At 61.1% G+C, this 14854-nt stretch carries 12 protein-coding genes; 6 read left to right on the forward strand and 6 right to left on the reverse strand.

The window, feature by feature from the left end; all coding sequences use genetic code 11:
* Positions 1 to 126: 126 nt before the first annotated feature.
* Together V1278_RS28605 and V1278_RS28610 are read left to right on the forward strand one after the other, a co-directional pair.
* The gene (locus tag V1278_RS28605) at positions 127 to 972 is read left to right on the forward strand and encodes a uroporphyrinogen-III synthase (protein WP_334382996.1); all 846 of its coding nucleotides are present in this window, start codon (positions 127 to 129) and stop codon (positions 970 to 972) included.
* 232 nt (positions 973 to 1204) lie between these two features.
* Complete coding sequence (locus tag V1278_RS28610; RefSeq protein ID WP_334382997.1) at positions 1205 to 2266, forward strand: aminoglycoside phosphotransferase; 1062 nt, start codon at positions 1205 to 1207, stop codon at positions 2264 to 2266.
* A gap of 115 nt (positions 2267 to 2381) precedes the next feature.
* On the opposite strand, the gene V1278_RS28615 is transcribed toward V1278_RS28610, so the two are convergent.
* Together V1278_RS28615 and V1278_RS28620 are read right to left on the reverse strand one after the other, a co-directional pair.
* Positions 2382 to 3359: a Bug family tripartite tricarboxylate transporter substrate binding protein gene (locus tag V1278_RS28615; protein ID WP_334382998.1), complete on the reverse strand. Its 978-nt coding sequence runs from the start codon at positions 3357 to 3359 to the stop codon at positions 2382 to 2384.
* A gap of 205 nt (positions 3360 to 3564) precedes the next feature.
* A complete protein-coding gene (locus tag V1278_RS28620; protein WP_334382999.1) occupies positions 3565 to 3972 on the reverse strand; it encodes a GFA family protein in 408 nt (135 codons plus the stop codon).
* A gap of 200 nt (positions 3973 to 4172) precedes the next feature.
* On the opposite strand from V1278_RS28620, the gene V1278_RS28625 reads away from it, so the two are divergent.
* On the forward strand, positions 4173 to 4616 hold the full coding sequence (locus tag V1278_RS28625) for a DUF695 domain-containing protein (protein WP_334383000.1): 444 nt from the start codon (positions 4173 to 4175) through the stop codon (positions 4614 to 4616).
* Positions 4617 to 4712: 96 nt separating this feature from the next.
* Here the strand turns inward: V1278_RS28625 and hpnO are convergent, their stop codons facing one another.
* Positions 4713 to 6104 (reverse strand): aminobacteriohopanetriol synthase HpnO, encoded by a 1392-nt coding sequence (gene hpnO / locus V1278_RS28630; RefSeq protein WP_028350900.1) that lies wholly within the window; start codon positions 6102 to 6104, stop codon positions 4713 to 4715.
* A 102-nt stretch (positions 6105 to 6206) separates the two neighbouring features.
* On the opposite strand from hpnO, the gene V1278_RS28635 reads away from it, so the two are divergent.
* A complete protein-coding gene (locus V1278_RS28635) occupies positions 6207 to 6872 on the forward strand; it encodes a DUF2147 domain-containing protein (RefSeq protein WP_334383001.1) in 666 nt (221 codons plus the stop codon).
* On the opposite strand, the gene V1278_RS28640 is transcribed toward V1278_RS28635, so the two are convergent.
* Positions 6840 to 9428, reverse strand: coding sequence for an MMPL family transporter (locus tag V1278_RS28640; RefSeq protein WP_334383002.1), 2589 nt, complete (start codon positions 9426 to 9428; stop codon positions 6840 to 6842). The two genes, V1278_RS28635 and V1278_RS28640, sit on opposite strands and share 33 nt — an antisense overlap.
* Before the next feature lie 448 nt (positions 9429 to 9876).
* Between V1278_RS28640 and ispH the strand changes: the two genes are divergently transcribed.
* Both ispH and hpnH read left to right on the forward strand, forming a co-directional pair.
* A complete protein-coding gene (ispH, locus tag V1278_RS28645; RefSeq protein ID WP_057848041.1) occupies positions 9877 to 10803 on the forward strand; it encodes a 4-hydroxy-3-methylbut-2-enyl diphosphate reductase in 927 nt (308 codons plus the stop codon).
* A 41-nt stretch (positions 10804 to 10844) separates the two neighbouring features.
* The gene (gene hpnH / locus V1278_RS28650; protein WP_334367825.1) at positions 10845 to 12005 is read left to right on the forward strand and encodes an adenosyl-hopene transferase HpnH; all 1161 of its coding nucleotides are present in this window, start codon (positions 10845 to 10847) and stop codon (positions 12003 to 12005) included.
* A 91-nt stretch (positions 12006 to 12096) separates the two neighbouring features.
* Here the strand turns inward: hpnH and V1278_RS28655 are convergent, their stop codons facing one another.
* Both V1278_RS28655 and shc read right to left on the reverse strand, forming a co-directional pair.
* Entirely contained in the window at positions 12097 to 12813 is a 717-nt protein-coding gene (locus V1278_RS28655) for a phosphorylase (RefSeq protein ID WP_334369224.1), read from the reverse strand.
* A 26-nt stretch (positions 12814 to 12839) separates the two neighbouring features.
* A complete protein-coding gene (gene shc, locus V1278_RS28660; RefSeq protein WP_334383003.1) occupies positions 12840 to 14801 on the reverse strand; it encodes a squalene--hopene cyclase in 1962 nt (653 codons plus the stop codon).
* Positions 14802 to 14854 lie beyond the last annotated feature (53 nt).

Consider the following 14854-nt stretch of genomic DNA (forward strand, 5'->3'; position numbering starts at 1 on the left):
ATTCAGGCAGAAGGGTGAAAACCTCGGATTTGCGGCCCTGCTCTATCACCGCAGACGCGCTTGCGCCAATCCGGAAACCGGGGTCAGGATGAACAAAGCGCGAAGCAAAAGCGTTGGAGCGAGATCATGGCTGACAGATTGAACGGTTACCGCATCCTGATCCTGGAAACGCGCGAGGAAGCGCAGTTCTCCCGCCTGCTCACCGAGCAGGGCGCCGACGTGCTGCAATGTCCGATGTTCACCATCCACGATGCGCCGGACCCGGCGCCGGTCGAAGCCTGGATCAGGCGGTCGATCGACAAGCCTTTTGACGACGTCGTGCTGATGACCGGCGAAGGCCTGCGCCGGCTGATGAGGGTGGTCCGGCGCATCGGCGTCGAGCAGGAATTCATTGCCGCCCTCGGCAACGCACGCAAATTCGCCCGTGGTCCCAAGCCGGGCAAGGCGCTGCGCGAAATCGGGCTGGAACCACAGATGACGACGGAGAAGCCGACCTCCGAAGGCGTCGCCGAGATGCTGTCACGCCTCGACCTCAGCGGCCATCGCCTCGGCCTGCAGCTCTATCCGGACAAGGACCACAGCGTCCTGATCGGCGCGATCAAGGCGCAAGGGGCCGAGGTCGATACCGTGCTGCCTTACGTCTACGACGCGCAGGCCGCCGACGCTAACATCATCAATGCAATCGACGAGATGGCGGCGGGCCGCATCGACGCGATCGCGCTCACCAATCTTGGTCAGATCCGTCGACTGATCGAGGTCGCGCGGACGCAGGGTTGCGAGGATCGGTTACGCGAAGGGCTTGACCGCACGCCAATCGCTTCGGTCGGACCGGCGGTCTCCGATGAACTGAAGTCCCACGGCCTGCGCACCGATATCTATCCGGCGGAGGACGCTTTTTTCATGCGGCCACTGATCTCGGCGATGGCAATGGCGCTTGGCAAGAGTCCGCCGCGGGCGATGGCGAGAAACTGACAACTTGAACCATAATCTGGATTACTTGCGACCAGCAAAACTCGCTTTGCAGCTGAAAGCGGACATTACGCACTGATCTCCGCATGTCCGCGACGTGCAAGATCGGACATCAAGGTCACGCTAACATTCCAGCAGCGGTCATCGTTATACTGCCGATCACGGCGGGCGATCGTGCTCAACCGTTAGTTGCGCACATGACCGGAAAGAGCTACCTTCGAATTAGGAGAGCGCGATGACGCAACCGATTCCAGAAGCGATCCAGGCTGAGCGTCTCACCGCGACATTCCGCCGAACTGGTGTGCTTGGCAAGGCTCACGTCAGCGATGTCACGGTCGAAAGCTCCCGCGAAACCATCCTCTCTCGAATCATTCGGATACGCCTGACGTACAGTACACCGACCGACGACGCCCCCCGCTCCCTCATCTTCAAGACTTGTCACCCCGATCGCGTCGGAGACGCGCTGCATGCAGGCCGTCAGGAGGTCGCATTTTATAATCAGATTGCGCCACTGATGGTGACCAACATCGTGCCTCGCTGTTTCGAGGCGTATCGCGATGCTGAGACGAGCGCGTGGCACCTCCTCCTTGAGGACCTCACAGAAACCCACGCCGTCCCGACGCAGTGGCCGCTGCCGCCCTCAAGGCAGCAATGTGGAGCAATCGTTCGAGCGCACGCTCGCCTCCATGCTTCTTGGTGGGACAGCCCGCGACTCGGCGTCTCCGTAGGGACGTGGCTGGACCCCGAGGCCATGGATCGGCAGATGCAGCTTGTCGCGACCGACTTCCAACGTTTTGCTGATCGCGCGGGTGACCTACTGTCACGCGAGCGGCGCCGGCTCTATGAACAATTGCTCGGCTCTGCACCTCGTCTGCTTCAGCGGTATCACTCACATCGAAACTTTACGATCACCCAAGGCGACGCGCATGTTTGGAATACGTTTTTGCCGCGAGACCATCAGTCCGATGATGCTCGACTGTTCGACTGGGACAGCTGGCGCCTCGATGTCGCATCGCGAGACCTTGCCTACATGATCGCGATGCACTGGTATCCTGACCGTCGACAAGCGATGGAACGTTCACTCCTCGACGAATACCACGAGACGCTGGTTGCTCACGGGGTCTCGGGCTACGACCGACATGCGCTTCAAGCCGATTATCGATTGTCAGTGCTTTGGCAAATTACGACGCCGGTGTGGCAAGCTGTGAACAGTATCCCCGCCGTGATCTGGTGGAATAGTCTTGAACGCATCATGCTTGCCGTCGATGATCTCGATTGCAGGACGCTACTTACCTGAACCCAAGTCCGAATTGGGTCCACTTGCGGACATCACGGCGCGGCTGATCCGCGTCTGGTTTACCCCCCGAAAGCAGACACTGCTGGCTTACCGCCAGTTTGATGAATACCGCCCTCTAATCCACCTTCGCGCCGGCGAACTTGACCACCTTGCCCCATTTCTCGGTTTCATCCGCCACCAGCTTGCCGAAATCGGCGGGCGAGCCCGGCAGCAGGATGGCGCCGATCTCGGCGAAGCGGGCCTTTGCCTTGGGGTCGGCGAGGATTTCATTGACCGCCTTGTTTAGCTTTTCGACGATTTCCGGCGGCGTGCCCTTTGGCGCGGCGAGGCCGTACCAGGCGCTTGCCTCGTAGCCCGGCAGGTAATCTGCGACCAACGGCAAATCCGGCAGCACGTCCGAACGTGTCGTGCTGGTGACCGCAAGCCCGCGCAGCTTGCCGGATTTGACGTGCTCGGCGCAGGTCGGAAGGTTGTCGAACATGACGTGCATCTGACCGGAAAGCATGTCGGTGAGCGCCGGCGCGCCGCCGCGGTACGGCACATGCTGCATGTTGATGCCGGTCAGCATCTTGAACAGTTCGCCCGACATGTGGATCGTTGAGCCGTTGCCTGACGATGCCATGTTGAGCTTGCCCGGGTTGGCCTTGGCATAGGCGATCAGCTCGGGAATCGACTTGATCGGCAGCGAGGGGTGCACCACCACGACGTTGGGAAAGCGAGTGATGCCGGCGATCGGCTCCATCTCCTTCATGAAATCGAACGGCAGCTTGTCGTAGAGCGTGGCGTTGATCGCATTCGCCGGCGCCACCAGCAGCAGCGTGTAGCCGTCAGGGGTAGCGCGCAGCACTTGCTCGGTCGCGATATTGGTGCCGCCGCCCGGCCGGTTCTCGATCACGAAGGATTGCCCGAGCTTTTCCGATAGCCATTGCCCCATCAGCCGCGAGGTGAGGTCCGCCGAGCCGCCGGGCGTATAGCCGATCACGAGGCGAACCGGCCGCGATGGATAGGCCTGCGCACTTGCGATGCTTGACGTAACGGGGAGCGCAGCCGCACCGGCGACGAGCTGCAAGAACTGGCGACGTTGATATTCCATCATGCTTCCTCCGACAACACGCGCCGGCGGCTCTTTGCGACCGCTCGGCGCGCGCATCCTAGAGCATGATCGGGAAAATTGGATACCGATTTTCGTCAGGGAGAGGCGAAATGCTTTCGCGTTAGCGCGACTGACAGGGCTTTCGTTCGGCGCGCCAGACGCTCACCGCTGCTCAAACACAGTAAGACTATCCTTGCAGCGGCCGCTATGGCGGCGACGGATAGCGCTCGAAGGTCGGCAGTTCGTGTGCTCGCTCCATCCAGTGAATGCGCTCTGCGGTCTGGATGTGCATCATCGCCGGCACGGCGTCGGGATCGTCATAGGTCGCGCTCTGGATGTCGACGATGCCGGGCATGATATTCGCATTGGTGTAGAACAATCCCGTGCCGCAGTCCGCGCAGAATTGCCGCCGGCCATGTTCGGAGGACTCATAGAGTTTCGGCGTGCCCTTCGTCACCTTGAGCGCATTCTCCGGGTACATCGACCATCCGACCATTGGCGCGCCGGCGTGGCGGCGGCAATCTGTACAGTGACACAATGCATGAACGATGGGTTCGCCCGATATCTCGTAACGGATCGCGCCGCAGTGACAGCCGCCGGTGATGTTGACCATGCTCTCCTCCGATCGATGCAGCCCTGCCCGCTCGATACTTGGAGATTGATGGCATCAACGCAATGGACTTGCCATTGCGTCCTACTGTCGCGCGACTACACCGATTTACGTATCGCGTTGTCGACACAAGCAGCGAGTTGATGTAACGCTTCTCTCGTACAACCTCGGTCTCGGTCCATACGAAGGCGGGCTAGACAACCGTGAGCGACAAAATCATTCCGACAGAAGTACACACGCTTCTGGAATTTCGCCAGCGAGACCGGCCAGGATTTGCAATCGTCAATACGGCACTTAGAGAATTCGAGCGAAGGGCCGCTTTCTCCTGGCACTTATCTGTCCTGATTTGTTGCGACGATCTTGTCGAGAACTGGCTCCCGTCTCCAGACGAACAGAAGGTGTTGTATGAGTTTGAGGACAGACTTGCTTCGTTAATCACAGCAGACAGCAACGCACTGTTTCTCGCTCGTGTCACCCTCGATGCGCGCAGAGAGATCATCTGGCGCGTTCACGAGCCGGAGGCGCCTCATTCTGCCTTGAGCGAACTTCTCGCTTCGAAGAATTATCCGCGCGAATTCGACTATCGGATCGAAAGCGACCCCGAGTGGCGAAAGACTGAATGGTATCTAAAAAGACCATTGAATTGATACATCACGCCGGATGATGCGGGGGCATAATCCAGCTTCACGCGTCCAAACGACAAATCTTGTCGCGGTCGGCGCAATACACTTTGCTATTGGGCCCTACGCCGACTTCCTGACCGCGTTGTCGACCAGCGTCTTGCCGAGCGACCAGATCGCACCGGGCACCTTGTGGCTCGCGGCAATGACGTCGTCGAACGATTTTTCGATCCAGGTGCAATCTTCTTCCGTGATCACCAGCGGCGGCAGCAGCTTGATGGTGTGGCTGCCGTGGCCGGAGACCTGCGTCAGGATCTTGTGATCCTTGAACAGCGGTACGGTGATGAGCTGGCAGAACAGGCCTTTATTTGCGGTCTCCAGCAGATTCCAGGAAGCCTTCAGCTTCAGCGATTTCGGCGGACCGAACTCGATGCCGATCATCAATCCCTTGCCGCGCACTTCCTTCAGCAGTTCATAGCCCGGCACCATGCGGGTCAGCGCAAGGCGAAGCTCGGCGCCGCGCTTGGCGGCCTGCTCGACAAGTTTCTCCTGCTTGATCACATCGAGAGTGGCGATGCCGGCGGCCATCGCCATATCGTTCTTCGAAAAAGTCGAGCCGTGCACGACCGCGCGATCCATCTGGTTGAAGATCTTGTCGAAGATGGACTTGCGGGTCAGCAGCGCGCCGACTGGAACGTGACCGCCCGACAGCGCCTTTGCCAAGAGCACCATGTCGGGCTCGACATTCCAGTGCTCGACCGCGAGGAATTTTCCGGTGCGGCCGATACCGGTCTGGATTTCGTCGGCAATGAAGATCGTGCCGTATTTTTTGCACAGCGCGGCAGCGCCCGGCAAAAATTCATCCGAGGGCATGTTGACGCCCTTGCCCTGGATCGGCTCGACAATGAAGGCTGCGACCTGGCGCGAGGACAATGCCTGCTCGAGCGCGGCGAGATCGTTGAAAGGTATCTGCGTGCATCCCGGCAGCAGCGGCTCGAAGCCGCCTCTGAAGTTCGCATCGTCCATCAGCGACAGCGCGCCGTAGGACAGGCCGTGGAAGGAATGCGAGCAGGAGACGATGCCGGGACGGCCGGTCGCACCGCGCGCGAACTTGATTGCGGCTTCGACGGTCTCGGCGCCGGAATTGGCAAAGAACACCTTGTCCAGATATGGAACATGTTCGAGCAGGCGCTCCGCCAGCACGCCCGCGAGCGTCGAGACGTCGAGTTGCACCAGATTAGGAAAATCGCTGTCGAGCACGCTTTTCAGCGCCAGACGCAGCGCCGGATGATTGCGGCCAATCGCAAAAACGCCAAATCCGCTGAGTAGATCGAGATAACGGGCCCCGTCACGATCGAACAGGTATTGTCCTTGACCCTTCTGAAAGCCCACATCGTAGCCGATGGTCTTCAGCACTCGGACGAGCTGCTCGTTCAGATGGCGCGCATGCATGGAACTGCGCTGCGCCTGCCGCTCTACAAACAGCCCGGAAACGTCTAGATATGAATCTGGCATCGGCTACATACGTCGGTTGATGGCTGTTTCGTCAACTGAAAACGCTCAATGCGGCGTTTTGACCTCTCGCTTGGATCATCTACTTAAACACAGGTTCGAACCATGTTGCACTGCCTAAGAACTGTCGCGCGCACAATAGTTTATTCGGGAATCATTTTAGCCACAGGTCTTAATGCGGCGCTGGCCGCCGATCCCACCGGTGACTGGAAAGTGGCCGACGGTGTTGCCAACATTCGCGTCGCCCAATGCAACGGCAACATGTGGGGCGTCGTTGCCTGGGAAAGGATGCCGGGCGGCAAGGACAAGAACAATCCGGATGCCTCTAAGCAGAGCCGGCCGACTTTGGGCATGCCAATCCTGATCGACATGAAGAAGAAGTCCGGCGTCGATGCGTGGGAGGGTGAGGTCTATAACGCCAAGGACGGACAAAACTACAGTGCGACCATCAAGCCGGTCGGGACCGACCAGCTTGAGATTCAAGGCTGCGTGCTCGGCTTCCTCTGCGGCGGCGAAACCTGGACCCGTGTCGGTCCGCCGATCCCCTTAAGCCCCACCAACAGCATGGCCAAGGGCGCACCGAAGGGTGCATCCGGCGCAGCGCCCAAGACCGCAGCGCCGGCCGCCCCGCCGGCGCCGCCGAAGACCACGGGTGCGGTAAATCCTGCGCCCGCGCCGAAGGCCGCGCCCGGTCAGAAACAGGCGGCCGCCCAGTCCGGCGATATCGGCGACATCTGCTTATTGCCCGACATCGCGCGGTTTGCCCATTAGCGCCGGCTGGAACAGCAACACCGCAGCAAGCGTGATGACAAACGACAGCGCCAGCAGTTTTCCCATGCTGGCGGTGCCGGGATGACTGGATAGCCACAAGCTTCCGAAAGCGGTCGCAGTCGTCAGCGCGGAGAAAAAGATCGCGCGTGTCAGGCTCGACTGCAGCAGGTTATTTCTGCCCTCGCGCCAGGCCACGACGTAATAGATCTTGAAGGCGACGCCGACGCCGAGCAGCAGCGGCAATGCTACGATGTTGGCGAAGTTGAGTGGCAGTTCGATCAGCACGCAGAGCTCCAGCGTCACCGCGCCGGCCACCAATAGCGGCACCATCGTCATCAGCACGTCGGTGACGCGCCGCAGCGTTAGCCACAACAACAGGCTGATCACCACCAGCGCCCAGATGCCGGCGTGAATGAACGCCTTCACGATGGTGTCGCCGGATTTGAGGATCGACACCGGTCCGCCGATCGCGTTCGGCTCGGCAGCCAGCACCGCATCGGCAAAGCGGCGCAAATTGTCGTTGTCGTTGGGATCGCCTTTCGGTAGCGCCTCGACGCGGATCAGCCCGTCCTTGGACTTCCAGCTATTCAACAGTTCCGGCGGCAGCGTCTTCAGCGTCACCGGCCCGGCTTGCATCGTGTTCCTGAGCTGGTCGAACACGATCTTGAGCGGGGTGACGAAGATGTCCTGGGCCTTGTCGCGCGTCGCCTGATCGCTTCCGGCAAGCTTCGACAGTGCATCCGCCAGCCTTCGCGAGGCAACCGCGCCCGGCCCCTTGCCGTCGCCCGCGGCCCTGCGCAAGCTGTCGACCGAACTCTTCAGCGCCTCCACATTCTCCTCATCGGTGGGCGCCGCGTCGACCGAGTCGGGATTGAGCGCGGGGCCGACGACCTTCGCTGCCTTTCCGATCAACTGGAGCTTGGCTGGCTGGTCTTCGGGCACGAAGCTGTCGATCGACATCACGCGAAGAACTTCCGGCAACTTCTCCAGCCGCGCCTCGATCTTCTTCGCTTCGGCTTCGGAATTGGTCAGCACGTTGATGGCGTTGGCGCCGGTGTTGGGATCCTTGCGCAGGTCGAGGAAGGTCGCGATCGATTCGGCCTTCGGATTGCGCAGGTTGATCGGGTTGAAGTCGAACTTCATGAAGTAGAGCAGCGGCAGGCCCGCCACCACGAGCAGCAGCGTTCCGGCGACGATGATGACGCGGTGCCGTTCGAGGAACTCGTCGACCGGCGCCAGGAACGCGTAACCGACAGGCTCGCTTTCTCCGGGCGGGTGAAGCAGCTTCAGCATGGCTGGCAGCACCGTGATGCTCGAGATGAACGCGATCAGCATACCGGCGCCGGCAATCTTGCCGAGTTCGGAAATGCCCTTGTAGTCGGTGGGCAGGAAACAAAGAAAGCCGGCAGCGGTCGCCATCGCGGCAAGCGACAGCGGCACCGACGAACGTCGGGCCGCGCTCTCCAGCGCCAGAGCCAGATCTTCGTTCTTGAAACGCTCGGAACGGTAGCGGACGCTGAATTGAATGCCGAAATCGACGCCGAGGCCGACGAACAGCACGGCAAAGGCGATCGACAGCAGGTTCAGCGATCCCACCATCATCAGGCCGACCGCAGTCGTCAGCGCCAGGCCGATGAACAGGTTCACGAACACCGCGAAAATGATCTTCGCTGAGTGCAGCGCCATCCAGAGAATGACGAGGACAATAAGCACCGTTGCGACGCCGTTGACGATCGCGCCGTCCTGCACGGTCGAATATTCCTCGTTGGCGATCGGAACCGGGCCGGTCAGCCGGACGCGGGCGCTGTACTGGCCCGCGAAATCGAGGTCGGTCGCGGCCCGTCGGATCGCGTCGGTCGCGTCCTTGCCGGGTTCGAGCGCATTGTAATCGAGCTTCGGCTTGAATTCGATGAAGGCGCGGCGGTCGGCATCAGTCAAAGGCTTGTCGCTGACGAGCTCGCGCCAGGAGAACGTCGCCATCCCCTTGCTCAGGATATCCTCGACCGTCTGGCTGATCAGGTTGAACGGGCGCTCGGTATTGTCGAGCTTGACCTGCCCGCGCTTGACACCGGCAAGCCCGGTTTCCAACGCGCCGGTCAGGCCGCGAATCGAAGGATCGCCGGCCATGATCTCGATCAGGGGCGCTGCGGCTTCGAGCTGGCCGGCGACCTTGCCGACTTCTTCCACCGGCAGGAACAGCAGCCCGTTCTTCTCGAAGAACTCGCCGGAGCCGAGCGGCTGCACCGATTCGAAATGTTTGGTGTCGCCGGACAGCTTCGTGGCCAGCGCCTTGGAAGCCGCACTGGCGAGCTCGGGGCTCGGCGCCTCGACGACAGCCAGAATCAGCTTTTCACGGTCAAAGGCCTGCTCGAACTGATTATCGCGCTTGCGCCAGTCGAGGTCGGGCGAAATCAGCGTATTGATGTCGGTGTTGATGGCGAAATGCCGGGCGGCATAGTAGGTCCCCCCGACCGCCAGAAGCAGGGAGACGATGACGACGAGAGTGGCAAACCGCGTACAGGTTCTGACAACGGCGACAACAACACTGGTCAGCACTTCGTTTCTTTCTAAATCTAAAAGGAGAGCTCGGCGAAAACGCCCCGCTGTCTAGCGGAGTTCCCGCAGCCGATCTAATGTTGTTTTGGTTACTTCGCCGAGGGTTCAAGCGAAGTCGCCACAACAGACCGGAACGGGCGTTCGGGCGCCGGTATAGCCGGTCCGGGTGGGCGATAAAGTGACGAACCGGTAGGAACAACCGTCCGGGCAGCGCATTTATCGGTATCTAAATACCCAACGTCCGGTAACCATTGCGCGATCCACCTTTTCTATCCGCACAATTTTTGACACATAGTCCTGCGCTTCCATGTGCCTAGTATGGGGATTACCTGCGGGAACCAGCCATGGTGCGGATATTGCAAATATCCGGAGTGTGATCGGCTGCACGGAGGCCTTCGGGTGAATTTGCGAATTCGGTATTTGGTGCAACTTGCGTAATGGACATCCAATGGAAGTGTATCTAGCGCAGCCTCGCGGATTTTGTGCGGGCGTCGTGCGTGCCATCGAAATCGTTGAGCGTGCGCTCGAGAAATACGGCCCGCCGGTCTATGTCCGGCACGAGATCGTGCACAACAAATACGTGGTCGAGAGCCTGAAGGCCAAGGGCGCGATCTTCGTCGAGGACCTGTCGGAGGTGCCGCCGCTTGCGGTAACCGTGTTCAGCGCCCATGGCGTGGCCCGAAGCGTCGAGGAAGAGGCCGCGGCCCGCGGCCTGCCGGTCCTCAATGCCACCTGCCCGCTGGTCACCAAGGTCCATAATCAGGGTAAACGGTATATGTCCAAGGGCCGGACCCTGGTCCTGATCGGCCATGCCGGCCATCCCGAGGTCGAGGGTACCATGGGCCAGGTTCCGGGCCCGGTTCTCCTGGTCCAGAACGTCGATGACGTGGCGGCCCTGCCGCTGCCGACCGATGCCCCGGTGGCCTATATCACCCAGACCACCCTCAGCGTGGACGACACAAAAGACATAATCGCCGCCCTTCAGGCCAAATTTACAGATATTCAAGGCCCCGACATCCGGGATATCTGCTATGCGACACAGAACCGCCAATCTGCGGTAAGGGACCTGAGTAAGCTGGTGGACGTCATCTTGGTGGTGGGGGCTGCCAATAGTTCCAACTCAAACAGGCTTCGTGAAATCGGCACCGAGGTCGGCGTCGCGAGTTATCTCATTGCCGACGGGAGCGAGCTGAACCCTGATTGGTTGAAGGATGCAAAGGCTGTCGGCATTACGGCGGGCGCATCGGCGCCCGAAGTTTTGGTCGACGACGTGATCGAGGCTTTGAGGCGTATCGGACCCGTCACGGTCTCGGTGCTGCCCGGCCGGGAGGAAAATATCGAGTTCCGGCTTCCGGCCGAACTGACTGCGGGTTGATCCACTTCAAGATTTACAGGTCCAGAAAGAAAATCTCCAAAATGGCAATACCGTTCTTCAAGGAAATGCGTATCGGCGGCTATCTGATGAAGCAGAAGCTGCTCGGCCGGAAGCGCTACCCGCTCGTGCTGATGCTGGAGCCGTTGTTCCGCTGCAACCTCGCCTGCGTAGGCTGCGGCAAGATCGACTACCCCGATGCGATCCTCAACCGCCGCATGACTGCGCAGGAATGCTGGGATGCGGCCGACGAATGCGGGGCGCCGATGGTGGCAATCCCCGGCGGCGAGCCGCTGATCCACAAGGAGATTGGCGAGATCGTGCGCGGCCTCGTGGCGCGCAAGAAGTTCGTCTCGCTCTGCACCAACGCGCTGCTTCTCGAAAAGAAGCTCGATCTGTTCGAGCCCTCGCCGTACTTGTTCTTCTCGGTGCATCTCGACGGCCTCAAGGACCACCACGACAAGGCGGTGTCGCAGAAGGGCGTGTTCGATCGCGCGGTTTCCGCCATCAAGGCCGCGAAAGCGCGCGGCTTCACCGTCAACGTCAATGCGACCATCTTCGACGGTCACGCCGCCGAAGACATCGCGAAGTTCCTGGATTTCACCACCGAACTCGGTGTCGGCGTCTCGATGTCGCCGGGCTACGCCTATGAGCGCGCCCCGGACCAAGAGCACTTCCTCAACCGCACCAAGACTAAAAAACTGTTCCGCGACGTCTTTGCGCTCGGCAAGGGCAAGAAGTGGAATTTCATGCATTCCGGCCTGTTCCTCGACTTCCTGGCCGGTAACCAGTCCTACGAATGCACGCCTTGGGGCATGCCGGCGCGCAACATCTTCGGCTGGCAGAAGCCCTGCTACCTGCTCGGCGAGGGCTATACCAAGACCTTCAAGGAGCTGATGGAGACCACGGACTGGGATTCCTACGGCACCGGCCGTTACGAGAAGTGCGCCGACTGCATGGCGCATTGCGGCTATGAGCCGACCGCTGCCAACGCCGCGCTGACCAGTCCGTTCAAGGCGATGTGGGTCGCGCTGCGGGGCGTCCGCACCTCGGGTCCGATGGCGCCCGAGATCGACCTCTCCAACCAGCGCCCGGCGCAGTACATCTTCTCCGAACAGGTTCAGAAGAAACTGTCGGAAATCCGCCGCGACGAGGCGGCTGCTGCCGCCGCCAAACAGCAGGCGAAGGCCTCCACCGCCGCCTGAGCGAGCACGGAAACAAGCTTAAAGGGCCCCGGTTCTTGAGCGAACCGGGGCCCTTTGTTTTTTGACGCCTTCGAAAACTCTGAAGCCTGCCTCAGGCCTCCGCCATGGCGAAGCTCTCGCCATGCAGGAAACCACGGCAGCCGCGCAGCGAGCGCAGCGCGCGGTTGAAATCAAGGCCCGTGGAGACCAGCGCACGCAGCGTGGCGGGATTGCGCGCCACCCCGCGCAGCACCTTGCCGAGGTCGATGTCGCCATTCGGCTTGATGGCGCTCTTGGCGAGCGCCGGAAGCGCCCTGGTGGCCGGATCGGAGATGACCCGCAGCGCCGCGAACGGAAGCCCGGCCTCGGCCGCATAGGCCGCCGCGATGTGGCTTTCCATATCGACCGCCGCCGCCCCGGTCTCCGAATGCAGCGCGGCCTTGCAGGCGGTCGCCGCGATCACCTGTTCCACACCCGAAAGAATGCCACGGACCACGCGCCGGCGGCGCAGCGCCGCGCGGGTAATCATTTCCTCGTTCAGCGCCAAGCCTGCCAGAAACCGGGTATCGCCGGCCAGAACCTCGGTCGCCACCACCACATCGCCCGATTTCAGCGACGGATCGAGCCCGCCGGCGACGCCGAACGAGATCACACCCCTGAAAGTGGTAGAATCCAGCGTTGCCAGCAGTGCGCGCAATTGCTGCGGATCGCTGGAACTGCAGATGACGATCATGCCGGGCCCGGCCGCAATGCGGGCTTCCTGCACCAATCCTGTAACGATCAAAACCGGTCGCGGATCATTCGAATTGCGATCAACCGAATTGTCCACGATCGCGGCGGCCCCCGCCTCCAAAGTCACATCCCGACCCCTACCACCCTGCTGTTGGTGCTTCTCAAATTCCGATACCGCGCCAGCGCCCAGAGCGGAAAGAACTTCGAGTAGCCATGATACCGCAAGTAAAACACCCGCGGAAAGCCTGTAGCCGTGTGGCGCGCCTCATCCCACAGTCCTTTCTCCGTCTGTGTGGCTTTTAGGTACTCCACGCCCCGCACGACGGCCGGATGTTCCACCTCGCCGGCCGCCATCAATCCAAGCAAAGCCCATGCCGTTTGCGAGGAGGTCGACGGCGCCTGCTCATATCCCTTGTAATCGAGTCGGTAACTGACCGCATCCTCGCCCCAGCCGCCATCCCGGTTCTGGATCGAAACCAGCCAGTCCGCCGCCTTCCGAATCATGGGGTCCTGGTGGTCCACGCCGGCGGCATTGAGCGCACACAGCACCGACCAGGTTCCGTAGATGTAGTTCAGTCCCCAGCGGCCGTACCAGGAGCCCTCCGCGAGCTGGGTGCGGCGCAAATAGGCAATGCCGTCCGCGACCGCCTTGCTGGTTTGCGCGGTCTCGCCGAGCTGAGCCAGCATTGAGATGCAGCGCGCGGTGACGTCCTCGGTCGGCGGATCGAGCAGCGCGCCGTGATCGGAGAACGGGATGTTGTTGAGGTAATATTCAAGGTTGTTGACGTCGAAGGCAGCCCAGCCGCCATCACGGCTCTGCAGCCCCTCGATCCACTCGCGGCCGCGCGCAATCGCCTGATCGTATTCCTTGCTGCCGGTCTGCCGGCGCGCCCGGTCCATTGCCATCACGACCACGGCGGTGTCGTCGAGATCGGGATAATAGTCGTTGTTGTACTGGAACGCCCAGCCGCCCGGACGAACGTTGGGCGCCTTCGCCGCCCAGTCGCCCTTGAGCTCGAGCACCTGCCGCGGCTTCAGCCAGTCGAGACCCTGCTTCATCTTCTTGAGCGTGTCCTCGCCGCCGGCCTCGGCAAGCGCGTGGCAGGTCAGCGCCGTGTCCCACACCGGGGAGACGCAGGGCTGGCAATAGGCTTCGTGCTCGCCGATCACGAGCAGATTGTCGATGCCCTTGCGGGTGACCGCACGCGACGGATAATCCGGCCCCTTGCCGAGCGCGTCGTACATCATCACGATGTTGGCCATCGGCGGATAGATTGCACCCATGCCGTCTTCGCCGTTGAGCCGCTCCTCGGTGAACGCGAGCGCGGCGTCGATCGCGCGCTGGCGCAGCTTCTTCGGAAACAATGGTTCGACCACGCGCAGGATCTTGTCCAGCGCGCTGAACAGCGTGAACCAGCCCCAGCTTTGATGCGGCGCCTTCGCGTTCATCCCGACCGATTTGGGATCCTGCAGGAACAACTCGTCGATGCCGACCCCCTTGGGATTCTTCGCCAGCGGCTTCAACGCCGCCATCACCATCAGCGGCACGATCGTGGTGCGCGCCCAATAGGAGATCTTGTTGAGATGGAACGGCGACCACATCGGCAACAGCATGATCTCGACCGGCAGCACCGGCACCGCGCGCCAAGTCAATACACCGTAGAACGCCAGCAGAAACCGCGTGAAAACGTTGACGCGGGCAGCACCGCCGCGGGAGCGGATCGCCTCGCGCGCGCGCACCATATGCGGCGCATCGACGGAATCGCCAATCATCTTCAGCGCGAAATAGGATTTGACGCTGGCGCTCATGTCGAACGGGCCATCCTGCACCAGCGGCCACCCGCCATGATTGCCTTGGGTGCGACGTAGATAGTTCGCGATCTTGGCTTCGAGCTCACTGTCGATGGGCTCGGCGAGATAGTGGCGCAGCAGGATATATTCGGCAGGGATGGTGCTGTCGGCTTCCAGCTCGAATACCCAGTGTCCGTCGGATTGGCGGTAACCGAACAGCGCCTCGGTCGCGGAAGAGATGCTCTTTTCCAGGGCAACGGGGTCGACGGTGTTTGTTTTGTCGATGGCAAGCATTTCGCTATACATCCCTATGTTCGCGACGGGCTCTGTGAAGCCGGTCACGCAAC

Origin of the sequence: Bradyrhizobium sp. AZCC 1577 (genome assembly GCF_036924575.1) — a bacterium.
Classification (GTDB): domain Bacteria; phylum Pseudomonadota; class Alphaproteobacteria; order Rhizobiales; family Xanthobacteraceae; genus Bradyrhizobium.

What these genes read in the sequence shown, in the direction of transcription:
- shc (WP_334383003.1), bottom strand. Translation starts at nt 14,801, where the DNA reads ATGCTTGCCATCGACAAAACAAACACCGTCGACCCCGTTGCCCTGGAA.
- hpnO (WP_028350900.1), bottom strand. Translation starts at nt 6,104, where the DNA reads ATGCCAGATTCATATCTAGACGTTTCCGGGCTGTTTGTAGAGCGGCAG.
- V1278_RS28635 (WP_334383001.1), top strand. Translation starts at nt 6,207, where the DNA reads ATGTTGCACTGCCTAAGAACTGTCGCGCGCACAATAGTTTATTCGGGA.
- V1278_RS28620 (WP_334382999.1), bottom strand. Translation starts at nt 3,972, where the DNA reads ATGGTCAACATCACCGGCGGCTGTCACTGCGGCGCGATCCGTTACGAG.
- V1278_RS28610 (WP_334382997.1), top strand. Translation starts at nt 1,205, where the DNA reads ATGACGCAACCGATTCCAGAAGCGATCCAGGCTGAGCGTCTCACCGCG.
- V1278_RS28605 (WP_334382996.1), top strand. Translation starts at nt 127, where the DNA reads ATGGCTGACAGATTGAACGGTTACCGCATCCTGATCCTGGAAACGCGC.
- hpnH (WP_334367825.1), top strand. Translation starts at nt 10,845, where the DNA reads ATGGCAATACCGTTCTTCAAGGAAATGCGTATCGGCGGCTATCTGATG.
- ispH (WP_057848041.1), top strand. Translation starts at nt 9,877, where the DNA reads ATGGAAGTGTATCTAGCGCAGCCTCGCGGATTTTGTGCGGGCGTCGTG.
- V1278_RS28615 (WP_334382998.1), bottom strand. Translation starts at nt 3,359, where the DNA reads ATGGAATATCAACGTCGCCAGTTCTTGCAGCTCGTCGCCGGTGCGGCT.